We start from the raw sequence: 21,084 nt of genomic DNA, 5'->3' as shown, positions 1-21,084 counted from the left end.
CTTCAGCTTGCGGCAGCTTCAGCGCACGGCCTCGGCCAGATCGGCAAAGATGCGGAACACCAGCGCCTTGCGATCGAGATTGAAGACATCCGCCTCGGTCGCGCTGCGCCGCACCTTCTCCCACACCTCGCCGAGGCGGACAAGGCGATGGCGGGGCACGTCCGCGTGCGTGGCCTGCGCGGCCACATAGTCGCTCACCGCCTCGACGAAGAGATCGAGCCCGTCGGCCCGGTCGCCCTGAAGCCGCGTGCCCAGCGCGTGCAGGTCTTCCGGGCGGGGCCGGGGCAGCTGATCCAGCGCCTTGAGGGTGGCGAGGCGCACCTCCATCCCCTCCCCCCGCGCCAGCGTCAAAGCGCGCCGCACGCTGCCGCCGGAGGCCTGCGCGGCGGCCGGAAGCTCGGCGGCGTTGAGGTCGCCGATCTCGGTGGAGAGATGGTCCAGCGCCGCCAGCACGTCGCCCTCTCCCAGCGCCCGCAGCCGCAGCAGGCGCGAGCGCGAGCGGATGGTGGCCAGCACCTTGCCGGGAGCGTGGGTGATGAGCAGGAACAGCGCGCGCGGCGGCGGCTCCTCCAGCGTCTTCAGCAAGGCATTGGCGCCAAAGGCATTCAGCTCGTCCACCGCATCGACGATGCACACCCGCCAGCCGCCGGCCGCTGCCGTGGCGCCGAAGAAGCTGCGCACCCGGCGCACCATCTCGGCCGGGATGATGGTGGGGATCTTCTCTTCCCCCGCCTCCGGCGCGCGGCGCAGCACCAGCATGTCGGGATGGCTCATGGAGGCCACCTGCCGGAACACCGGGTGGCTCGGCGACAGGCTCAAATCATGGGCGCCAGCCTCCGGCCCGCCGGCCAGCACCACGCGGGCGAGGCGATAGGCGAGCGTCGCCTTGCCGATGCCCTCCGGCCCGCCGATGAGCAGGGCATGGGGCAGGCGCCCGGCGCGGAAGTCGCCGAGCAGGTCCGCCTCCACCGCCGCATGGCCGAACAGGCGGTCCTGCTCACGCGGATGCGGCGCACCGGGCAGAACGTCGCCGGCGATCTCCGTGCTCATGCGCCCGCGCCTGCGATCGCTTGGGGCCCTGCGAGGTCTTGGGCACCTGCGAGGTCTTGGGCACCCAGCCCGAGGCGGGCCGCCACCACGTCGGCGATGGCGGCGGCGACCGCATCGGCATCGGCCGAGGCATCGATGAGGGCGCAGCGCGCCGGCTCCGCCTGTGCCCGCGCAAGGAAGGCAGCGCGCACCGCGGCGTGATAATCGCCGCCCTCTTTCTCGAACCGGTCCGCCGCCGCGCCCGCCGCGCGGCGGGCCGCGCGGGCCAGGCCGATCTCGGGCGGCACGTCGAGCACGAGGGTGAGATCCGGCCGGACGGTGCCTACGGACAGGCCTTCAAGCGAATCGAGAAGGCTGGGGTCCACGGCGCCGACCGCGCCCTGATAGACGCGGGTGGAATCGATGAAGCGGTCGCACACCACGATCTTGCCCGCCGCCAGCGCGGGAGCGATCAGGCCGGCCACATGGTCGGCCCGCGCGGCGGCGAACAGCAGCGCCTCCGCCGCAGGCCCGAGCGGCTCGGCCGCGCCGGAGAGGATGACATGGCGCAGCGCTTCCGCACCGGGCGTGCCGCCGGGCTCGCGCGTCTCCACCACATCGAGCCCGAGGCCGCGCAGATGCTGCGCGAGCCGCCGCGCCTGGGTGGACTTGCCGGTGCCCTCCCCGCCTTCGAGGGTGATGAAGCGTCCGCTCATTTGCCGACCTTCGCCAGCACCTTCTTGAAGAGATCGCGCACGCCATCGCCCATCAGCGTCATGCCGCCATCAAGGGCGCGATCCGTCAGCGAGCCCACGGGCACGTCCTCGGCGGTGTAGAGCGGAATTTCCAGCGCCTTCACCTGCCCACGCGTGACCTGCATGCGGCCCACCTCCGTGCCCTTCGCCACCGGTGCGCGCAGCGGCCCGGTGTAGACCACCTTTGCGGTGACGCGCTCATTGCCCGAACGCGGGGTGAGGATGGAAACCGCCCCCTTCGCCACGAGCCCGACCGAGCCTTGCGTGCCGCCGAACACCTGCGCGCGGCCGATCTCCTGATCCGCCGTGAAGATCTGCCGCTGGCGGAAGGACTGGAAGCCCCATTCCAGCAGCTTGCGCGTCTCCTCCAGCCGCTCCTTCTCGCTCTTCGCGCCGAGGGTGGCGACGATGAGGCGCTGGCCGTTCTGCACCGCCGAGCCGAGGGCGTGGTAGCCCACATCCTTCACCCAGCCCACCTGAAGGCCATCAGCGCCGATGCCCGCGTCCAGCAGCACATTGCGATTGCGCTGCTTGATGCGGCTCCACTCGATGTTGGGACGGGCGAACACGGGGTAATAGGTGGGATAGGTGTGGATGACATGGGCGGCGAGCAGACCGAGGTCGCGCGCCGTGGACACCTGGCCGGGATCGGCGAAGCCCGTGGCGTTGTGGAACTCGGAATTCGCCATGCCGATGGCCTTCGCCTCGGCATTCATCATCTGGGAAAACTCGCTCTCGGTGTTGGCGACGCCCTCGGCCAGGGCGATGGCCGCGTCATTGCCCGAGACCACCAGCGCGCCGGCGAGCAGCTCGCCCACGGGCGCCGGCTTGTTCACCTCGGCGAACATGGCCGCCCCGCCCGAGGGTCCGCCGCCGCGCTTCCAGGCGTTCACGCTCACCGTGAAGGGCGTGTCGAGGGCGATCTTGCCGGCCTTGAGCTGGGAGAAGACCACATCCGCCGTCATCACCTTCACCAGCGTGCCGGGGGCGAAGCGCTTGTCGGCGTCCTTCTCGTAGAGAATCGTGCCGGTCTCGAAATCGATCAGCACGGCGGACGGAACGGAGGTCTGGAAGCCCTGCGCCGGCTGGGCGGCGGCTGGACGGGGGGCGGTCAGCACGCCGAGCAGCGCCAGCGCGATAGCCGGAAAAGCGAGAGCGCGAACAAGACGGGAGGCGAAGCGGGAGGACACGGACATCTGGCTCCACCGGATACGGCACGCGGACGGCGCCGTTCCCTGCCGCGGCGCGGCTTCGGGGCACGACGTCCCATTCGGCCGGATCATCGCGAAGCGCCGGCTCCGGGTAAAGCCCTTGGGGAATCGAGTTGGGGGGATATCTTCAGCTCGGGTGTGCGCCGGGCCGGATCAACGTTCTCCCGGCACCCCGGCGAAGCCGAGGCCGGAAACGGGGGCGGCGCCCTGCGACCAGCCCGCGCTGGCCACCACCTGACCCGAACCGCTGGTCTGGCCGAGATCATAGGGCCGCGACGGCGGCACCGGCGCCTCGTCCGACGGCGGCGCCGAAGCGGCGACACGACGCAGCGGCGGACCTTCCGGCACGAACGGCTTTGCTGAGGCGACGCGCACCGGCGAGCCCTCGATCAGGTCCGCCGGGGTGCCGTCGGTGCGCAGGGTGGAGGCGAGCTTGATGTCGTCGTCGTCATCCAGCGGCGCGCGGCCGAGATACTGCACGCGGACCTTGGTCATGCCCTTCTGGGCGAAGCCGAGCAGCTCGGCCGTTTTGTAGGACACGTCGATCAGGCGATCGCCCACATAGGGCCCGCGATTGTTGATGCGCACCACGATGGAGCGGTCGTTGGACAGGTTCGTGACCCGCACATAGGACGGCATGGGCAGCGTCTTGTGGGCGGCGGAGATGGAGCCCATGTCGAAGATCTCGCCATTGGCGGTCTTGCGGCCGTGGAAATCCTTGCCGTACCAGGAGGCCGTGCCCTCGGCCATGTAATTGGGGTTCTCGGCCGGCACATAGGTGCGCCCGCCGATGGTGTAGGGCTTGCCCACCTTGTAGTTGCCGCCGCCGCGCGGCACGGGATCACCCTCCGCAACCACGCGCGGGCTGGTGGAGACGCCCCAGATGGGATCGATCTTGCTGCCGAGGGATTCGACCGAGCCGCAGCCGGCGATAGCGATCAGGGAGGAGAGAACCGCCACGGTCCGCACGCCCCGGATGGATGGCGCTGCCCCCGCGCCGGTGACGGCGCGCATGAGGTGACCGATCCTGTTCCGCTGCGTCCTCGCCGATCCCGTCATCATCCGTGCCCGGTTCCCCGCTTTTGCTGCCGCCGGCAGAGACAGAACGCACCCTGCCGCGATCGGCATGGACCCCGGCAGATTCCGTCAACAGGGGGTCCAATGACGGCAAAAATGGGGCGCAGCTGCGGCCATGGTTAACAAACGGCAACATTGCCGCCCATCATGATACCTTAAACAGCCCCATCCGGCGCCCCGCAGGCGGTCTCGCGCCCCCTGTCCCCTCCTCCCGCGCCCACCCCTCTCGACGCGCCCGCGCACGTGTTCTAGATGGGACCATCAGGCGTCCGCCCCGCGAGCGGGCCTGGAAGGGTGGCCGAGTGGTTTAAGGCAGCGGTCTTGAAAACCGCCGTGGGGGCAACTCCACCGTGGGTTCGAATCCCACCCCTTCCGCCAGCCAGACCGACATGCTGACGAACGCCTCGGCTATCGAGGCAACAAGCATGTACGGATACTTTTGGCGTGTGCCAGCTTAAAATAGCTAGTTCGCTTTCGGATCGCTGCCGCTGAAAGGCTAACTTACGCGCTTTCGAAAATCAGGCCACCACTTCCACTGTCCGCCACATTTAGCGACATTTGTTACGGATTTCCTCCTGGACACTCGGTAGTTGCCGCAAGATAAAATGTCGCACGATCTAGCGATAAGACGAGATTGGCGATGGATTTAGCAAAATTTCGCAGAGATTCTTTTAGACACGCACAAAGCCCAACTTTTTGGTTGCGGACAGCATACTCACTGCGCGACGCTGCGGAAGTCGTTCTAGCCGCGGAACGTAGCAAGGAACCGGCATACCTCGCGGCATACAAACGCGCATCAGAAGCAGCTGAGACGCAGATGACGTTAACCGGAAAGACTGCACACGCAGAAATCGAAGCCGACGAACCAAATTACATACACGGTGAATTGCTTTACGCATTTGCTTTTGAAAATGCCCTTAAAGGCATTCATGTCGCTAGCGGATTGGCGCAGACAGACCACAATCGCATAGATAAAAACATTTCAACACACGACATTGCAGCACTTGCGCGGAGCACCAGCTTGTCGTTGTCAACAGACGAATTCGCGCTACTTGAAGGATTATCGCAAATTGCGATTTGGTGCGGGAGATACCCCGTCGCGCTTAAATTTTCTGATTTTGACAAAATGTTGCCAAACTGCCTATCGCCCAACTCGATAATGGATTTCGGAAGCCGCCATCCCCTATTGCGGGCACTCTTTGATCATTGCGCGACCGAACTTCTAACTTTAGCCAAGTACTCGCCCGCAAAATTTGGGGTGGTGGTTGTTCCTGCGCCTCCGGGCTTTGAATAACAACGCGCACTGAGGCACTTAGTAAGCGTTTTTATCTTCTGATAAACGCCCCCTCCCCCTCACCCCAGCACCCCATCCGGCGCTTCAATCGTCAGCAGGCTCGAAAGATCCGCCCCGCTCTCCGGGGCGGCCATGGGGCAGGTGGTGCCGGGGAGGACGGCCACGTCGAACAGCTCGCGGATGGCGCCTTCCAGGCGGATCCATTCCACCACGTCGCCGGTGGCGAGCTTGATGATCTGGACGCCGCACCAGGGCGTGCCGCCGCGGCGGGCGATCTCGTCATCGATGGGCATGCCGTTGAACGACAGGTGCCGCGGTAGAGAGAGCGTCACCACCGCGTGCCCGGCGTGGATGGAAAGGCCGCGCAGGAAGCCCGGGCAGAAGGCCACATCCTCCTTCGCGCCGGTCACGGGATCGACGCGCACCAGATAGCCCCGCGCGGAATCCAGCATCCAGATCCACCCGCCATGCACGCGCGGCGAATGGGGCATGGAGAAGCCGTCGGCGATCACCTCGTGGTCGTCCACCCGGATGAGCAGGCCCCCGCCGACCCGGTGCTCGCGCCAGCCGTCCACCACGTCGGTGGCGGAGACGGCCGTCACGTAGCGCACCCGCCCATCCTCCAGCGCGAGGCCGTTGAGGTGGCAGCGATCCTCGGCGGCGAGGCGGGAGATGAATTTCGGCTTCCACACCGGCTTGAAGGAGTGGCGGTGGCTGATCGTGGCGAGGCAGCTGAACTTGGTGTTCACGAAGACGATGCGTCCGCTCGCCTCCACCGCGATCTCGTGGGCGTCCACGTCGCCGGTGACGAAGGCGGTGCGCGGCACGTAGAGGCGGTCGAAATGCCCGTTCGCCCGCTCGTCCGGGCCGAGCACGTTGGCGAAGCGCCAGATCTGGTTCAGCGAGGCGAGATATAGCTCGTCGCCGCGCGGGGCGAGGCCCATGGCCCGCACGAAATTGCGCTGATGGAACGAGAGGTTCTCGTTGCCGAACTGGCCGACGAGAAAGAGCTGCCCGCTCTGGTAGGAGGAGAAAGCGAGGCTCACCCGGTGCTGCGCCAGCCACGCGGCGAAGGTGCGCGAACAGGTGATCTGGGTCTGGTCTGCCTCGACAGGAGCTGCCTCTCGCGCCTGACCCATTGTATCCACCCGCTCCGGCCGTGGGATCTGTGCGTTCCCGTGGCCGGAGAGTGAAGCCGGTTTTTCCAGCTGAGGCCAGACCGCAGCACCGCAGCGCACAGCTTAGAAATGCACGCGCCCCGTGGCGCCGCGCCGCATCAGGCGGCGCGATAGCGCGGGGCCGGGGCGGAGCCGCCCAGATGCTGGGCCATGGCGCGGCGGGCCGCCTCATAGGCCAGCCATTCGCCGCCATCCTGAAGGGCCGGGATGGTGACGACCTCGCCGGCATCGAGGCCCGCGAGCGCGGCGTCCACCATTTCCTCGGCGGACATCACGATCTCCTTCGGCAGGTTCGCGTGGCCGCCGACGCCGGGGATGTTCCAGAACTCGGTGGCCGTCGCCCCCGGCAGCACCGCCTGCACGCGCAGGCCGCGCGCGCCCAGTTCGTGCTGGAGCGACTGGGTGAACGCCAGCACATAGGCCTTGCTCGCCCCATAGACGCCGTTGAGCACCTCCGGCGCCAGCGCCACGATGGAGGAGATGTTGATGATGGTGCCCCCGCCCCGCGCCACGAAGGCGGGCGCCGCCGCGTAGGTCAGGCGGGTCAGGGCGGTGACGTTGATGGCGATCATCTCCTCCATGCGCGCGACATCGCTGTCGAGAAGCGGCGTCGCGGCGCCGAAGCCGGCATTGTTGACCAGCAGGGTGATGCCGGCCTCCTCGCGCAGCAGCGCCTCGATGCGGTGGAGGTCGGCGGCAGCGTTGAGGTCGGCGGTGATGGTCTGCACCGTGCGGCCGGTCGCGCTCCCGATGCGCGCCGCCACCGCCTCCAGCCGCACCGCGTTGCGGGCGACGAGGATGAGGTCGTAGCCGCGGCGCGCCAGCCGCTCCGCATAGATGGCACCGATGCCGCCGGAAGCGCCGGTGATCAGCGCGATGCCCTTGTTGTGTTCCGTGTTCATGGCCGATCCCCGGTCGTTGGTGCGAGACAGAGGGAGCCTAGGCGTCGTGCGCTATGTCTTGAATGTCGAAGAAGCGGCAATTCAGGACATAACCGGCCGTCAAGCGGGGGCGACGTCGGCGGGTGCGCCATGCGCCGCCCCGTCCTTCTCCCCTTCGATGTAGCGCAGGCTGCGGCGCAGGCTCTGGGGCGGATGGCCGAAGTGGCGGAGGAAGGCGCGACGCATGCGGTCGCGGTCGTCGAAGCCGGTGTCGCGCGCCACCACGTCCATGGCGTGGCGCCCCTCCTCCAGCATGGCTTTTGCCGCCTCGAGGCGCAGCCGCTCCACCGCCTTGGCGGGAGATTCGCCGGTCTCCTCGCGGAACACGCGGCTGAACTGGCGCGGGCTGAGGCTCGCGGCCTCGGCCAGTTCTTCCACGGTGAGGGGATTGCGCAGGTTTTCCTTGGCGTAGGTCAGCGCGCGGCGGACGCGATCGGAGCGCGGCTCCAGCTCCAGCAGGGTCGAGAACTGCGCCTGCCCGCCGGGCCGGCGATGGTAGACCACCAGCTTGCGGGCGATGGCGCGGGCGAGCGCGGCGTCGTGGTCGTCCTCCACCAATGCGAGGGCGAGATCGATGCCCGCGCTCATGCCGGCCGAGGTCCAGATGTTGCCGTCGCGGATGAAGATGCGGTCGTCGTCCACCCGGATGGCGGGGAAGCGCTCCTGTAGCGCCCGCGCGTGCGCCCAGTGGGTGGTGGCCGCCCTACCATCCAGCAGGCCGGCCTCGGCGAGGCGGAAGGCGCCGGTGCAGATGCCGGCCACGCGGCGCGATTGCGCGCCCGCTTCGGCGATGTAGGCGCGCAGCCGCTCGGGCGTCGGGGTGGGCACCAGTTCGCCCAGCACCACGAGCGTATCGGGAAATGGACCGAGCGGCTGCGTGGTGACCGAGACCCCGAGCGAGGAGGACACGCCGCCGCCCCTCTCCGACATGAGCGTGAGCGAATAGGCCGGCCGCTCCAGCACGGTGTTGGCGAACTCGAAGGCCGACACGGCGGCCAGCCCCATGACCTGGAACCCGTCCTCGACGATGAAGCCGATGTGCCGCATGCCCTGCTCCCACGTCCCGTTTCGCCGCTTAAGGCAATCTGGGACATGGAGACCCGAATGCAAGCGGCCCTGCCCGGCCGGTCGGACCAAACGGGGCAGATGACCGGAATCGCCGCGTTTTCGTCCGTCTCCTCCGGGCTCAGGCCCCGAGCTTCGTCTTCGCCAGGGCAAGGTTCGGATGCGGCGGCGGAGGCTGGACGAGGTGTCAGAGCGGGTATATACACGCATTCATGGACACCCCCTGCCACTGCGCCCGCCTGCGCCGGGCGACGCGCCGTATCAGCGCCATCTACGACGAAGGCTTCGCGCCGCTCGGCATCAACGTGGCGCAGTATTCGCTGCTGCGTTCCGTCCGCGACAAGGGCGAGGTCAGCATGACCGAGCTGGGCCGGATGCTGGAACTGGACCGCTCCACGGTGGGCCGCAACGTGCGGGTGCTGTCCAAGCACGGACTGGTGGAGATGCGGCGCGGCAAGGACGACCAGCGCGAGGCCTGCATCGCCCTCACCCCACAGGGCACCGAACTCCTCAAGACCGCCGCCGAGGCCTGGCGCCGGAGCCAGAAGACGATCGAGGACCGGCTGGGCAAGGACCGGCTCGAACAGCTGCGCGATCTCCTCGCCGCCCTCTGAGGCGAAGGGGTCGCCCAGTTTCTCCGCGCTTTATACGGGTATGTACCCACGTCTCGTTGATCGCCCGGCCCTGCCGGTCGCCTGAAATCCCGCGATGCCGGCCGGCCCGCGCATCGTCCATTGGAGGAGGTCGTCATGACCACGGACATCGTCATCGCCCATCCCGTGCGCACCGCCATCGGCGCCTACAACGGCACGCTGAAGGGCACGCCGGCCACCGAACTGGGCGCCGTCGCCGTGCGTGAGACCGTGCGCCGCTCCGGGCTCGATCCCGCATCCATTGGCACGGTGGTGATGGGCAACGTCATCCAGGCCGGCAACCGCATGAACCCCGCACGGCAGGCGGCGATCCATGGTGGCCTGCCGGTGGAGGTGCCCGCCATGACGGTCAACCGCGTCTGCGGCTCCGGCGCGCAGGCTGTCGTCACCGCGGCGCTGGAGATCGCCGCGGGCGTGCATGAGGTCGCCATCGCTGGCGGCATGGAGAACATGGACCGCGCACCCTATCTGATGGACGGCGGGCGCTGGGGCTATCGCATGGGTCCGGCGCAGATCCTCGACAGCATGCTCACGGACGGGCTCGACGACGCCTTCTCCGGCAAGCATTCCGGCTGGCATACGGAAGATCTGGTCGAAAAGCTCCAGATCACCCGCACCGATCAGGACGCCTTCGCCGCCCGTTCGCAGCAGCGCTTTTCAGCCGCGCAGAAGGACGGGCGGTTCGCCGAGGAGATCGTCGCGGTGGAGGTGAAGGGCCGCAAGGGCACGGAATCCTTCTCCACGGACGAGGCGCCCCGCCCCGACACCACATTGGAGACGCTGGCGAAGCTGCGCCCGGCCTTTCGCCCCGAGGGCACCATCACCGCCGGCAACGCGCCGGGTCTCAACAGCGCGGCCTCCGCCATGATCGTCGCCGAGCGCGGCTTCGCGGAGGCGAAGGGCATCGCGCCGCTCGGCCGGCTGGCGGGCTATGGCGTCGCCGGGGTCGAGCCGGGCCTGTTCGGTCTCGGTCCCGTGCCCGCCGTGCGCAAGGCGCTGGCGCGCGCCGGCTGGTCCCTCGGCGACATCGAGCGCATCGAGATCAACGAGGCGTTCGCCGCCGTGCCCATCGCCGTCGCGCGCGAGCTGGGCCTGCCCGAGGACATGGTGAACGTGGAGGGCGGCGCGGTGGCGCATGGCCATCCCATCGGCGCCACCGGGGCCATCCTCATCACCCGCCTGCTCCATGCCATGCGGCGGGACGGGCTGAAGCGCGGCGTCGTCACCCTCTGCATCGGCGGCGGACAGGGCATCGCCCTCGCCCTCGAAGCGCTCTGAGGCCAGCCATGTACCGCGCCCCGACAGACGAAGCGGCACCCGCCGTGCAAGACCCCGAGCCCCCGGCCGCCGATGCCAGAACCCGGCGGCTGGTGGAAGCGCCCATCGTGCCGCTTCTGATCAAGCTGGCGTGGCCCAACGTGCTCATCATGCTGGCGCAGGCCTCGGCCGGGCTCATCGAGACCTTCTTCGTGGCCAAGCTCGGCACGGCGGCGCTGGCGGCCATGGCGCTGGTGTTTCCCGCGGTCATGCTGATGACCACCCTGTCGGCCGGCGCCCTGGGCGGCAGCATCTCTTCCGCCGTGGCACGGGCGCTCGGCTCCGGGCGGCAGGCGGCGGCGGATGCGCTGGTGCTGCACGCGCTGGCCGTGAGCCTCGCCTTCGGGTTCGCCTTCGCCGCGCTGTTCCTGCTGTTCGGCCGGCAGATCTACGGCGCCATGGGCGGTTCGGGGCCGGAGCTTGAGGCGGCGCTCATCTATTCCAACATCGTCTTCCTCGGCACGCCGCTGACCTGGGCCATGAACGGGCTCGCCAGCGCGGTGCGCGGCACCGGCAACATGCTGCTACCGGCCTTTGTCATCTGCGTCGGCGTCGCGCTGCTCGTCCCGGTCTCGCCGCTGCTGATCTTCGGGTTCGGCGCCATCCCCGGCTTCGGCATCGCCGGCGGCGGGCTGGCGCTGATCGCCTATTACCTCGGCGGAACGCTGGTGCTGGCCGCCTACATCCTGTCCGGGCGCAACCCGGCCCGCTTCCGCTGGGTGCGGCTCGACTGGCGGGTGATCGGATCGGTCATGCGGGTCGGCGCGCTGTCGTCGCTGCAGTCGATCCAGACCAACGTCATCGTCGGTGGCGCGACGGCCCTCGTCGCCTTGCAGGGCGGCGTCGATGCGGTCGCCGGCTTCGGCACGGGCGTGCGGCTGGAGTATCTGCTCATCCCGCTCATCTTCGGCATCGGCGCGCCGATGGTGGCGCTGGTGGGAACCAATCTCGGCGCCGGCCGCGGCGATCGCGCGCTCCATATTGCGCTGGCCGGCGCTGGCCTTGCCTTCGTGGTGACGGAGACCGTGGGGCTCGCCGCCGCATTCTTCCCGGAGGCGTGGCTGTCCCTGTTCAGCGCCGAACCGGCCATGGTCGCCACCGGCAGCGCCTATCTGCGCATCGTCGGGCCGTTCTACGGCTTCTTCGGCATCGGGCTCGCGCTCTATTTCGCGGCGCAGGGCACGGGGCGGCTGTTCTGGCCGGTGGTGGCCGGCTTCCTGCGCGTCGCCATCGCCCTCGGCGGCGGGCTGATCGCCCTGCGGCTCACCGGCTCCATCGAGGCACTGTTTGCCGCCCTCTCCGTGGCGCTAATCGTCTACGCCGCAACCGTCCTGACGGCGGTGAAGACGGGGGCGTGGCTCCGGTAGGGGCTTGCCCCTCACCGCACCGTCCGAACCGTCGCCCGCGCAGAGGAGGCCGCGAGACGGCCGCGATCCGCCAGGAGCCCGCTTGAACAGTGAGCCAGCCTGACTAGGGGCGGGCCGATGCCGCCTGCCGTGGCGGCGCGGATCATCGCCACCCTCGCGTCGGGTGACGGCGGTCAGCCCTCCCCGCCCCAGACCTTTCCCCACTGCCCCGCGCCCGTCTTGTCCAGATGCGCCGCGCGCTCCTCTCCCGGAAGGGAAGGTCTCCGCGCGCGATCCAGCCCGTCCACCCCCTGAACGGCTCCCCCGTCCGGGCCGACGGCGCGCGGCCGCCGCACCCTGAAACCTCTCGCGTTTGGCTATTTTGGTTGGACCAAAATATTCGATTACAATTCCATTTGACTTCCATTTCTGAATTAGGCAGTACCAATTCAAACTATCGGCAATTTTGGTAGTACCAAATAACAAGAGGGGGATAACGTGGGGGCCTGGAACCAGATTTATGACCCGATGGGGAACATGTGGCTGTCGAGCCTCGGCGCCGCGATCCCGATCATCTTCTTTTTCGTCGCCCTGACCCGGCTCAAGCTGAAAGGTTATGTGGCGGGAACCATCACGGTTCTTCTTGCGCTCGGCGTGGCGATCCTGCTCTACGGCATGCCGGTGCAGATGGCCCTGGCCGCTGGCGTATTCGGTTTCTTCTACGGATTGTGGCCGATCGCGTGGATCATCATCGGCGCGGTCTTTCTCTACAAGATTTCCGTTGAGACAGGCCAGTTCGAGATCATCCGGCGCTCCATCCTCTCCGTTACGGAAGACCAGCGCCTGCAACTGCTCCTCGTGGGCTTCGCCTTCGGTGCCTTCCTTGAAGGTGCGGCGGGCTTCGGGGCGCCGGTGGCCATCACCGCCGCCCTGCTCGTGGGCCTCGGCTTCAGGCCGCTCTATGCCGCCGGCCTCTGCCTGATCGCCAATACAGCGCCGGTCGCCTTCGGTGCCATGGGCATCCCGATCATCGTCGCCGGGCAGGTCACGGGGCTCGACCCCTTCCACATCGGCCAGATGGCCGGCCGCCAGCTTCCCTTCCTCTCGGTGCTGGTGCCGTTCTGGCTCATCCTCATCATGGACGGCACACGCGGCGTGCGTGAGACGTGGCCCGCGATCCTCGTCGCCGGCGGCTCCTTCGCCACCGTGCAGTTCCTCACCGCCAACTTCGTCGGTCCGGAGCTGCCCGACATCACCGCCGCGCTCGCCACCCTCATCACCCTGCCGCTGTTCCTGCGCTTCTGGCAGCCCCGCCGCATCTTCCGCTTCGAGACGGAAGCGAAAAGCAAGGGCGGGCTGGATCACGGCGCCGCGCCGGCACCCGTCGCCGCCATCGAGCCGGTCGTGACCTACACCGCCGGCCAGATCGCCCGCGCCTGGTCGCCGTTCCTGATCCTCACGGTGTTCGTGACCATCTGGAGCATCCCGCCCTTCAAGGCCCTGTTCGCTGCGGGCGGCGCCCTGGACGCGATGGTCGCCCATGTCAGCGTGCCGTTCCTGCACAACATGGTGGTCAAGCTGCCGCCCATCGTCACCGCCGCGAAGCCGTTTGCCGCCGACTACAAGTTCGACTGGCTCTCGGCCACCGGCACGGCGATCTTCCTGTCCGCCATCGTGTCGGTCGTCTTCCTCGGCATGAAGCCGTCGCGGGCGGTGGCGACCTTCGCCTCGACCATCAAGGGCCTGCTGATCCCGATCTACTCCATCGGCATGGTGCTGGCCTTCGCCTTCATCGCCAACTATTCGGGGCTGTCCTCCACCCTCGGCCTCGCGCTGTCGGAGACCGGGCCGAGCTTCACCTTCTTCTCGCCCTTCCTCGGCTGGCTGGGCGTGTTCCTCACCGGCTCGGACACCTCGGCCAACGCGCTGTTCGCCTCGCTACAGGCCACCACCGCGCACCAGATCGGGGTGAGCGACGTGCTCCTCGTGGCGGTCAACACCACGGGCGGCGTCACCGGCAAGATGATCTCGCCCCAGTCCATCGCCATCGCCTGCGCGGCGGCCGGGCTGATCGGCCGGGAGTCGAACCTGTTCCGCTTCACCGTCAAGCACAGCCTCGCGCTGGCGGCCATCGTCGGCATCATGACCACCATTCAGGCCTACCTGACACCGTGGATGATCCCCTAGGCCGCGAGGAGCGGAAGACTTCGACTGCCTGGGCCATCGTCCCGGTGCCCCGCAGCACCGGGACGATGCGCGTTGCGGGCTGGAAGTCCGTGCGGCGGTCCGACATAGTGGGCGCGATCGTAGCCGGCTGGTCCGGCCCGATCCTCATCTGATCGGACCAAGGCAGGCTTTCACCGATGGCGTCGGCCCCCTCCCCTTCCTCTGCGCAGCGCGTGGCCGACCGGGTCGAACTCGCCATCGAGGCGCTGATCGAGGCGCGCGGCCTTGGCGTGGGCGACCGGCTTCCCTCCGAGCGCGCCCTCTCCGAAATGCTGGGCGCCTCGCGCAACACCCTGCGCGAAGCCCTGATGCGCCTTGGCGCGCGCGGGCGCATCACCATCCGCAAGGGCGGCAACATCATCGCCGAGCCGGCTGAGGCGCGCTGGACGGCCGCCGCCATCGCCGATCCGCTGGCCTCGGTGGTGGCCGGCAATCCGGGCTTCGGCCATGACGTTCTGGAAGTGCGCCGGGGGCTGGAGGGGCAAGCCGCCTACCACGCCGCGCTCCGGGCGACGCCGGACGATCTCGACGCCATCCGGCGCTGCATGGACCAGCTCGCGGCCAATCACGAGAAGGGCGACGCGGTGGCCGAGGCCCATGCGGACGCCGCCTTCCACCTCGCCATTGCCGACGCCTCGCACAACGCGGTGCTGCGCTCGGTCATGTCGAGCATGTTCGGGCTGCTCCAGAGCAGCATCTCCGAGAGCCTCGACAAGCTCTATATCGTGCCCCGCACGTATGAGCGGCTCTCTGCCCAGCACCAGACGCTGATGGACACCATCGCCGCCGGCGAAGCCGACGCCGCCCGCCGGGCCTCCGACGACCATCTCGCCTTCGTCGCCCAGACTATCCGCACCATCGACGAGGAGCGCGCCCGCCGCGAACGCGCCGACACCCTGCGCCGGACGGCAGGGATCTAGCGGCCGAACACGTCGCGCGCCGTGGCCACCAGCGCGTGCGCGTCCGCCGCGATCGCTTCCACCGCCTTGCCCGGCTTGAACAGCGCTGAGCCGATGCCGAAGCCTTCGGCCCCGGCTGCGCGGTAGGCGGCCATGTTGGTGGTGTCGATGCCGCCGACGGGCAGAAGAGGGATGTCGGTGAGCACCGCGCGCCACGCCTTCACGAGGTGGGGCGGGATGCCTTCCGCCGGAAACAGCTTCAGCGCGTCGGCCCCGGCGGCGCGGGCGGCGAAGGCTTCGGTGGGGGTGGCGACGCCGGGCGTGCAGACCAGGCCGGCGGCCTTGGCGGCGCGGATCACGGCGAGGTCGGCATGGGGCATCACGATGAGCCGGCCACCCGCCGCCCTCACCGCGTCCACGTCCTGCGGCGTCAGCACCGTGCCGGCGCCGATCAGTGCGCGGTCGCCGAAGGCATCGGCGAGGATGCGGATGGACTCCAGCGGCTGCGGCGAATTGAGAGGCACCTCGATGATGGTGAAGCCCGCCCCCACCAGCGCCGCGCCGATGTCCAGCGCCTCGTCCGGCTTCAGCCCGCGCAGGATGGCGACGAGGGGGCAGGCGGCAAGGGCATCCTTGAAAGCGGGCATGGATCGCACTCCTGAAATCAGATGAAGCCGGCCGCTTTGGCCACCGCGTGCTGTCCGGCCGGGCCGCAGCCCTCCGGCGCGCAAGCGTGGGGCAGGCCGAGAAGGGTCGCGGCTTCGGCATAGCGCGCGGAAAGGGCGGGGTTTGCCACCAGTGTGAACGGCTCGCCGGCCGAGGCATCGCGCAGTTCAGCACCGATGAGAAGGCCGGAGAGCATGTCCGCGCTGTCCGCCCCTTCGAGCCGCCCGGTGAGGCCCAGCGCGCGCAGCGAGAACAGCCGGCCGAGCAGGGCCCCCGGCCCTTCGAGTTCCGCCGCCGCGTCCACACCCCGGCGGAAGCCTTCGGTGGAAAAGGCCCCCTCCTCCATCATGCGGCCGAGGATGGTATGGCCCCGGAGCGCGGCGAACACCTCGCCCGTCATGTAGGTGGCGAAGGTGGTGATGCGGCCCGCCTCCACCCGCACCCATTTCGAATGCGTACCGGGCAGCACGAACAGACCGTCCGCGACGCCGAGGCGTGCGAGGGCGCCGAGCACTTCAACCTCCTCACCGCGGATCACGTCCGGCGTTGTCTCGTCATCCTTCAGCACGCCGGGCACGATGGCGATGCGGCCGAAGCCGGGCTGAGCCGGCACCGCGGCGAGCGCGGCGGCGAGGTCCGGCAGGCCGGCGGGACAGCGCGCATAGGGCGCTTCCACCCAGCCCTGCCGGCTGCCCACCATGCCGGAGAGCAGCACCGGCAGCGGGCCGTGGTCGCGCGCCCACTCGCCGGCGATGGCCGCGAGCACATCGGGAAAGCTCAAGCCGCCCAACGCCATGATGCCCTGCCCGCTCGCCCGGCTGGCAAGCACCTGTCCGTCCGCCGCCATGAGATAGGCGCGGAGCGAGGAGGTGCCCCAGTCGCAGGTGATGAGCGCGGGTGTCATCTGGCGTCAGTGATGCAGGATCTGGCCGAGGAAGGTGCGCGTGCGCTCGCTCTTCGGGTTGGCGAAGAAGGTGGCGGGCGGCCCCTCCTCCACGATCTCGCCCTTGTCCATGAAGATCACCCGGTCGGCCACCTGCCGCGCGAAGCCCATCTCGTGGGTCACGCAGATCATGGTCATGCCGTCCTGGGCCAGCGAAATCATGGTGTCCAGCACCTCCTTCACCATCTCGGGGTCGAGGGCGGAGGTGGGCTCGTCGAACAGCATCACCTTGGGCGCCATGCACAAAGCGCGGGCGATGGCCACGCGCTGCTGCTGGCCGCCGGAGAGCTGGCCGGGATATTTGTTCGCCTGCTCCGGAATGCGCACGCGCTCCAGATATTTCATGGCGATGGCCTCGGCCTCCTTGGGCGCGAGGCCGCGCACCTTGCGCGGCGCCAGCGTGCAGTTCTGCAGCACGGTGAGGTGCGGAAACAGGTTGAAGCTCTGGAACACCATGCCCACCTCGGCGCGCACCTTGTCGAGCCCGCGCGAGGATTTGCCGACCTGCGTCCCGTCCACCACGATCTCGCCGCCCTGGTGATGCTCCAGCGCGTTGATGCAGCGGATGAGCGTGGACTTGCCGGAGCCGGATGGCCCGCAGATGACGATGCGCTCGCCCTGGTGCACGTCGAGGTTCACGGCCTTCAGCGCGTGGTAGGTGCCATAATATTTCTCCACGCCCGCCATGCGGATCATGACGGGGCGCGCGTCGCCGGCGGGCGTGCTGTCAGCAGGGGCGGGAGTGAGCATGGCTAGGCCCTTCTCGTGTCTGTCGATGTCCGCTTCGGACGCCGGTCTTATATGTGCTGTCATGCCTCGGCTTGTCCGGGGCATCCACGGCCCCGCCTGTCGGGTGGCCGAAGTCCCGAAAGCCAGCCCGGCCGCAGGGTGGATCCCCCGGACAAGCCGGGGGATGACGGTTGCGTAGGCCGGGGATGACGACGGCTGAGGACGTTCAGAACGTCGGCATCGTCGGCAGCGGCACCTTGAACCACTTCTGGTTGATGGCGTCGAGCTCGCCATTGTTCTTCACGAAGTAGAGGAAGGTGTTGATCCACTGCAGGAAATCGGTGGAGCCCCGGCGCACGGTGATGCCGTTGTACTGGCTGCGCAGGGTGATCTTCTTCTCGATGCCCATGTCCGGGTTCGCCTCGGCGAGCTGGGTGCCGACGAGGTTGTTGGCGCCGAGCAGGTCCACCTGGCCGGAGAGGAAGGCCTGGGCGGCGGTGGCATCGTCGTCGAAGCGCATGATGGTGGCGCCCTTGGGCACGGCGGCGGTGAGCGCCGTATCCTGGGTGGAGGCGCGGGCCACCGCGATCTTCTTGCCCACCGTCTGGTCCATGCTCTTGATCTCGGTCTTCTTGGGACCGATCAGCTGGATCTCGATGGTGGAATAGGGGATGGAGAACATCACCTGCTTGGCGCGCTCGGGCGTGATGCCGAACACCGCCACCAGCACGTCCACCTTGTTGGTGAGCAGGTACGGGATGCGGTTCGGGCCGGTCACGGGCACCAGCTCCACCTCGACGCCGAGATACTTGCCCATGAGGCGGGCGACGTCGGCGTCATAGCCTTCCGGCTTGCCCTGGGTGTCGAGCAGGCCGAAGGGGGCCACGTCCACCAGCATGCCGACGGTGAGCTTCTTCTTCGACAGGATGTCGTCGATGCTCTGCGCCGAGGCGCCGTGGGAGAGGCCGGTGGCGGCGAGCGCCGCGAGGCCCAGCGCCGCGACGGCGCCGCGCGCGCTCTTCAGGATGGTGCCGAAAGTCATCGTCTCTTCCTCCATCTGCGCCGCATGCGGGGCGGCCTTGGTCTTGAGGGTCAACCTGAACCGTCACCGCGACACGGTGCCGAAACGCTTTTCGAGGTGGCGGGCATAAAGCGAGAGCGGCCAGCACAGCGCGAAGTAGATGGCCGCGACGATTCCGAACACGAGGAACGGCCGGAAGGTCGCGTTGTTCACGATCTGCCCGGCGCGGGTCAGCTCCACGAAGCCGATGATGGAGGCGAGCGACGTGCTCTTCACCAGCATCACCAGGAAGCCGACAGTGGGGGCCACCGCGATCTTCGCTGCCTGCGGCAGGATGATCTCGCGCATCCGCGTCACATAATGCAGGCCGAGCGCGGTGGAGGCCTCCCACTGGCCCTTCGGGATGGCCTGGATGCAGCCGCGCCAGATCTCGCCGAGGAAGGCGGCGGCATTCAGCGTGAGGCCGATGGCGGCGGCGGCCAGCGGGTCTACCGAGGCGCCGACCATGGTGGCGCCGAAGAACACGAGGAACAGCTGCATCAGCAGCGGCGTGCCCTGGAAGACGAGGATATAGGCCCCGGCCGTCGCCCTGAGCCATTGCCACGGCGCGGTGCGCGCCAGCGCCACGATGAGCCCCAATGCCGCCCCGCCCGCGAAGGCGATGGCGGAGAGCAGCAGCGTCCAGCGCACGGCGGAGAGGAGGAAGAAGAATTCGGCGGAGGTGAACTGGCGGATCATGTCGCTCCCCTCCTCAGCGTGCGGCGTCAGTGCGCGCGAACACCGCGCGGTAGATGAGCGCGAACGCGCCGGCGAACATCAGCGACATGGCGAAATACATGCCCGTCACCACGATGTAGATCTCGAACGAGCGGAAGGTCTGCGATTGCAGGTTGTTCGCCACCGCCGTCAATTCCTCGGCCGAGATGGCGGAGACGACCGAGGAGGTCAGCATCAAAAGGATGAACTGGCTGGTGAGGGAGGGGTAGATCGCCTTCAGCGCCGGGAACAGCACCACATAGAGGAAGATCTGAAGGCGCTTGAGGCCCAGCGCCAGCCCGGCCTCGATCTGCCCCTTGTGGATGGTCTCGATGCCGGCGCGCACGATCTCGGTGCAATAGGCGCCGGCGTTGATGACCATAGCCAGCAGCGCCGCCTCGTTGGCGTCGAGCCGGATGCCGGCACGCGGCAGGCCGAAGAAGATGATGAAGATCTGCACCAGGAAGGGCGTGTTGCGGATGACTTCCACATAGACATCCACCAGCCAGCGCACCGGGCGCGGCCCCTGCGTCTTGCCCAGCGCGCAGAGCACCGCCACGGCGAGCCCGAGCAGCATGGCGAGGCCCGAGAGGCGGATCGTCAGCCACGCGCCGAGCAGCAGCTCGGGCCAGGCATTGAAAACGTCTCCGAACTGGAAGACGTAGTTCATCTTGCGCCTCCTGTCGGGCGATGGGCGGGCGTGCGGCGGACGGCGGGTGTATCGGCAGCTTTCCCCGCGCCGCACGACTGGCGGATGACGAGGCGCGGCGGCACGATGATTTCTTCCCGCGGGCGCTCGGGATGGGCGATGCGGCGCAGCAGCAGCCGCGCGGCCTCGCGCCCGACCACGCGGGGATCGGTGGTGAAGGTGGTGAGCGCGGGGCGGTGCAGGCCCGCCTCGTCCACGTCGTCGCAGCCCACCACGGCCACGTCTCGGCCCGGCACGAGACCGTGCTCGTCGAGGGCGAGCATGACGCCGAAGGCCACCACGTCGTTGTAGCAGACGATGGCCGAGGGGATGTCGCCCTTGGCCAGAAGTTCACGGGCCAGGAACTCGCGCGCGGCGGCATAGCCGGAGGAGCGGTCGATCACCGCGCAGGGCACCACCGGCCCGCTCTTCAGCTTGTGGCGGCGCAGGGCGCGGTGGAAGCCGGCCATGCGCTCGGTGAGGGGCGCGATGCGGCGCACGCCGCCGATGAAGGCGATGTTGCGATGCCCGAGCGCAATCAGGTGCTCGGTGATGAGCTCCATGCCGGCGCCGTAGTCCGGGCCGACATAATCGGCGGGAAAGCCTTCCACGCGGCGCTGCGCGAGGACACAGGGCATGCGCGCGCAGGCCCCCTCCTCCAGCGCATCGGCGCGGGTGTTCTCCGATGCGACCACCACCAGCCCGTCCACGCCGTGCTCCTGCATCCGCAGCAGCACCTCGCGCTGGCGGGTGGCATCTTCCGCGGCGTTGCCGATGAAGGCCATATAGCCTTCGGTGCCGAGCACCTCGTCGATGCCGGCGGTGAACTGCGCGAAGTTGGGGGTGATGATCTCGCACAGCACGAGCCCCACGGTGCGCGAGGCGCCCGAGCGCAAATTGGCGGCGCTGCGATTGTAGACATAGCCGAGGCCGGCCATGGCCTCCTCGACCTTGGCGCGGGTTTCCGCCTTCACCAGCGGGCTTTTGCGCAGGACGAGGGAGACGGTGGCGCGGGAGACGCCGGCATGGACCGCCACATCCTTCAGCCGCACGCGCAGGCCACCGGCGAGCGGCGCCTCTTCCGGCAGATCGGCCGGCTCGGCAGCATCGCGGGCGGCCGGCAAGCGGCGGCCCTGTGGCCCCTTGGCACCCTCCACGCGCAGCCTCCTCGCCGGTAACGAGTTCTTAACGAACTTCTCGACGGCCCATGTCTAGGAGACTGCGCAGGGTGCGGTCAACGAAAATTTAGATCGATCTAAATGCTGCGCCGCAATGCTCGCGGCCGGCGCG

20 protein-coding genes and 1 tRNA gene are annotated in these 21,084 nt (G+C 68.5%); 7 read left to right on the top strand and 14 right to left on the bottom strand.

What is annotated here, in order from left to right:
- Positions 1–18: 18 nt before the first annotated feature.
- From A37E_RS0121065 to A37E_RS0121050, 4 genes are all read right to left on the bottom strand, one after another.
- Positions 19–1,050 carry a DNA polymerase III subunit delta' gene (locus A37E_RS0121065; protein WP_029558437.1) on the bottom strand — a complete coding sequence of 344 codons (1,032 nt, stop codon included), beginning with the start codon at positions 1,048–1,050 and terminating at the stop codon, positions 19–21.
- Complete coding sequence (gene tmk, locus A37E_RS0121060) at positions 1,047–1,745, bottom strand: dTMP kinase (RefSeq protein ID WP_038193488.1); 699 nt, start codon at positions 1,743–1,745, stop codon at positions 1,047–1,049. Before tmk ends, A37E_RS0121065 begins: the two co-directional genes overlap by 4 nt.
- Positions 1,742–2,980, bottom strand: coding sequence for a D-alanyl-D-alanine carboxypeptidase family protein (locus A37E_RS0121055; RefSeq protein WP_029558435.1), 1,239 nt, complete (start codon positions 2,978–2,980; stop codon positions 1,742–1,744). Before A37E_RS0121055 ends, tmk begins: the two co-directional genes overlap by 4 nt.
- 168 nt (positions 2,981–3,148) lie before the next feature.
- Positions 3,149–4,009, bottom strand: a complete 861-nt coding sequence (locus tag A37E_RS0121050) for a septal ring lytic transglycosylase RlpA family protein (protein ID WP_081837709.1) — start codon at positions 4,007–4,009, stop codon at positions 3,149–3,151.
- Positions 4,010–4,360: 351 nt separating this feature from the next.
- Between A37E_RS0121050 and A37E_RS0121045 the strand changes: the two genes are divergently transcribed.
- Together A37E_RS0121045 and A37E_RS27080 are read left to right on the top strand one after the other, a co-directional pair.
- Positions 4,361–4,450 (top strand) — tRNA-Ser (locus A37E_RS0121045).
- 262 nt (positions 4,451–4,712) lie between these two features.
- Complete coding sequence (locus A37E_RS27080; protein WP_156026394.1) at positions 4,713–5,366, top strand: hypothetical protein; 654 nt, start codon at positions 4,713–4,715, stop codon at positions 5,364–5,366.
- 59 nt (positions 5,367–5,425) lie between these two features.
- On the opposite strand, the gene A37E_RS0121040 is transcribed toward A37E_RS27080, so the two are convergent.
- The 3 genes from A37E_RS0121040 to A37E_RS0121030 form a co-directional block, all read right to left on the bottom strand.
- The gene (locus A37E_RS0121040) at positions 5,426–6,505 is read right to left on the bottom strand and encodes a TIGR03032 family protein (protein ID WP_029558433.1); all 1,080 of its coding nucleotides are present in this window, start codon (positions 6,503–6,505) and stop codon (positions 5,426–5,428) included.
- Positions 6,506–6,642: 137 nt separating this feature from the next.
- Positions 6,643–7,446 carry an SDR family oxidoreductase gene (locus A37E_RS0121035; protein WP_029558432.1) on the bottom strand — a complete coding sequence of 268 codons (804 nt, stop codon included), beginning with the start codon at positions 7,444–7,446 and terminating at the stop codon, positions 6,643–6,645.
- A 99-nt stretch (positions 7,447–7,545) separates the two neighbouring features.
- A complete protein-coding gene (locus A37E_RS0121030; protein WP_029558431.1) occupies positions 7,546–8,532 on the bottom strand; it encodes a GlxA family transcriptional regulator in 987 nt (328 codons plus the stop codon).
- Positions 8,533–8,762: 230 nt separating this feature from the next.
- Between A37E_RS0121030 and A37E_RS0121025 the strand changes: the two genes are divergently transcribed.
- The 5 genes from A37E_RS0121025 to A37E_RS0121005 all read left to right on the top strand — a co-directional run bounded on the left by A37E_RS0121025 (position 8,763) and on the right by A37E_RS0121005 (position 15,012).
- Positions 8,763–9,164, top strand: coding sequence for a MarR family winged helix-turn-helix transcriptional regulator (locus tag A37E_RS0121025; protein WP_024279139.1), 402 nt, complete (start codon positions 8,763–8,765; stop codon positions 9,162–9,164).
- 135 nt (positions 9,165–9,299) lie between these two features.
- Positions 9,300–10,481, top strand: coding sequence for a thiolase family protein (locus A37E_RS0121020; RefSeq protein ID WP_029558430.1), 1,182 nt, complete (start codon positions 9,300–9,302; stop codon positions 10,479–10,481).
- A gap of 8 nt (positions 10,482–10,489) precedes the next feature.
- Positions 10,490–11,887, top strand: a complete 1,398-nt coding sequence (locus A37E_RS0121015) for an MATE family efflux transporter (RefSeq protein ID WP_029558429.1) — start codon at positions 10,490–10,492, stop codon at positions 11,885–11,887.
- Positions 11,888–12,364: 477 nt separating this feature from the next.
- Positions 12,365–14,053: an L-lactate permease gene (gene lldP / locus A37E_RS0121010; protein ID WP_156026393.1), complete on the top strand. Its 1,689-nt coding sequence runs from the start codon at positions 12,365–12,367 to the stop codon at positions 14,051–14,053.
- A 212-nt stretch (positions 14,054–14,265) separates the two neighbouring features.
- Entirely contained in the window at positions 14,266–15,012 is a 747-nt protein-coding gene (locus tag A37E_RS0121005) for an FCD domain-containing protein (RefSeq protein ID WP_038194848.1), read from the top strand.
- Here the strand turns inward: A37E_RS0121005 and A37E_RS0121000 are convergent.
- The 7 genes from A37E_RS0121000 to A37E_RS0120970 all read right to left on the bottom strand — a co-directional run bounded on the left by A37E_RS0121000 (position 15,009) and on the right by A37E_RS0120970 (position 20,951).
- Positions 15,009–15,638: a 2-dehydro-3-deoxy-6-phosphogalactonate aldolase gene (locus A37E_RS0121000; RefSeq protein WP_029558426.1), complete on the bottom strand. Its 630-nt coding sequence runs from the start codon at positions 15,636–15,638 to the stop codon at positions 15,009–15,011. The two genes, A37E_RS0121005 and A37E_RS0121000, sit on opposite strands and share 4 nt — an antisense overlap.
- Positions 15,639–15,655: 17 nt before the next feature.
- Positions 15,656–16,561, bottom strand: a complete 906-nt coding sequence (locus A37E_RS0120995; RefSeq protein WP_029558425.1) for a 2-dehydro-3-deoxygalactonokinase — start codon at positions 16,559–16,561, stop codon at positions 15,656–15,658.
- Positions 16,562–16,567: 6 nt separating this feature from the next.
- Entirely contained in the window at positions 16,568–17,350 is a 783-nt protein-coding gene (locus A37E_RS0120990) for an amino acid ABC transporter ATP-binding protein (RefSeq protein ID WP_280938449.1), read from the bottom strand.
- Between the two features lie 205 nt (positions 17,351–17,555).
- Positions 17,556–18,425, bottom strand: a complete 870-nt coding sequence (locus A37E_RS0120985; RefSeq protein ID WP_348550886.1) for a transporter substrate-binding domain-containing protein — start codon at positions 18,423–18,425, stop codon at positions 17,556–17,558.
- Between the two features lie 9 nt (positions 18,426–18,434).
- A complete protein-coding gene (locus A37E_RS0120980) occupies positions 18,435–19,088 on the bottom strand; it encodes an amino acid ABC transporter permease (protein WP_029558422.1) in 654 nt (217 codons plus the stop codon).
- A 13-nt stretch (positions 19,089–19,101) separates the two neighbouring features.
- On the bottom strand, positions 19,102–19,776 hold the full coding sequence (locus A37E_RS0120975) for an amino acid ABC transporter permease (protein ID WP_024279149.1): 675 nt from the start codon (positions 19,774–19,776) through the stop codon (positions 19,102–19,104).
- Entirely contained in the window at positions 19,773–20,951 is a 1,179-nt protein-coding gene (locus tag A37E_RS0120970; RefSeq protein ID WP_197023023.1) for a LacI family DNA-binding transcriptional regulator, read from the bottom strand. Before A37E_RS0120970 ends, A37E_RS0120975 begins: the two co-directional genes overlap by 4 nt.
- Between the last annotated feature and the right edge of the window lie 133 nt (positions 20,952–21,084).

Origin of the sequence: Xanthobacter sp. 91 (assembly GCF_000702385.1) — a bacterium.
In the GTDB taxonomy this organism is placed as follows: domain Bacteria; phylum Pseudomonadota; class Alphaproteobacteria; order Rhizobiales; family Xanthobacteraceae; genus Xanthobacter; species Xanthobacter aminoxidans.
This window is presented reverse-complemented; position numbering and strand designations above follow the sequence as displayed.

Excerpts from the sequence above, each read along its gene's own strand:
- A37E_RS0121065 (WP_029558437.1), bottom strand. The coding sequence starts at position 1,050 with ATGAGCACGGAGATCGCCGGCGACGTTCTGCCCGGTGCGCCGCATCCG.
- tmk (WP_038193488.1), bottom strand. The coding sequence starts at position 1,745 with ATGAGCGGACGCTTCATCACCCTCGAAGGCGGGGAGGGCACCGGCAAG.
- A37E_RS0121055 (WP_029558435.1), bottom strand. The coding sequence starts at position 2,980 with ATGTCCGTGTCCTCCCGCTTCGCCTCCCGTCTTGTTCGCGCTCTCGCT.
- A37E_RS0121050 (WP_081837709.1), bottom strand. The coding sequence starts at position 4,009 with ATGCGCGCCGTCACCGGCGCGGGGGCAGCGCCATCCATCCGGGGCGTG.
- A37E_RS27080 (WP_156026394.1), top strand. The coding sequence starts at position 4,713 with ATGGATTTAGCAAAATTTCGCAGAGATTCTTTTAGACACGCACAAAGC.
- A37E_RS0121040 (WP_029558433.1), bottom strand. The coding sequence starts at position 6,505 with ATGGGTCAGGCGCGAGAGGCAGCTCCTGTCGAGGCAGACCAGACCCAG.
- A37E_RS0121035 (WP_029558432.1), bottom strand. The coding sequence starts at position 7,446 with ATGAACACGGAACACAACAAGGGCATCGCGCTGATCACCGGCGCTTCC.
- A37E_RS0121030 (WP_029558431.1), bottom strand. The coding sequence starts at position 8,532 with ATGCGGCACATCGGCTTCATCGTCGAGGACGGGTTCCAGGTCATGGGG.
- A37E_RS0121025 (WP_024279139.1), top strand. The coding sequence starts at position 8,763 with ATGGACACCCCCTGCCACTGCGCCCGCCTGCGCCGGGCGACGCGCCGT.
- A37E_RS0121020 (WP_029558430.1), top strand. The coding sequence starts at position 9,300 with ATGACCACGGACATCGTCATCGCCCATCCCGTGCGCACCGCCATCGGC.
- A37E_RS0121015 (WP_029558429.1), top strand. The coding sequence starts at position 10,490 with ATGTACCGCGCCCCGACAGACGAAGCGGCACCCGCCGTGCAAGACCCC.
- A37E_RS0121000 (WP_029558426.1), bottom strand. The coding sequence starts at position 15,638 with ATGCCCGCTTTCAAGGATGCCCTTGCCGCCTGCCCCCTCGTCGCCATC.
- A37E_RS0120995 (WP_029558425.1), bottom strand. The coding sequence starts at position 16,561 with ATGACACCCGCGCTCATCACCTGCGACTGGGGCACCTCCTCGCTCCGC.
- A37E_RS0120990 (WP_280938449.1), bottom strand. The coding sequence starts at position 17,350 with ATGCTCACTCCCGCCCCTGCTGACAGCACGCCCGCCGGCGACGCGCGC.
- A37E_RS0120980 (WP_029558422.1), bottom strand. The coding sequence starts at position 19,088 with ATGATCCGCCAGTTCACCTCCGCCGAATTCTTCTTCCTCCTCTCCGCC.
- A37E_RS0120975 (WP_024279149.1), bottom strand. The coding sequence starts at position 19,776 with ATGAACTACGTCTTCCAGTTCGGAGACGTTTTCAATGCCTGGCCCGAG.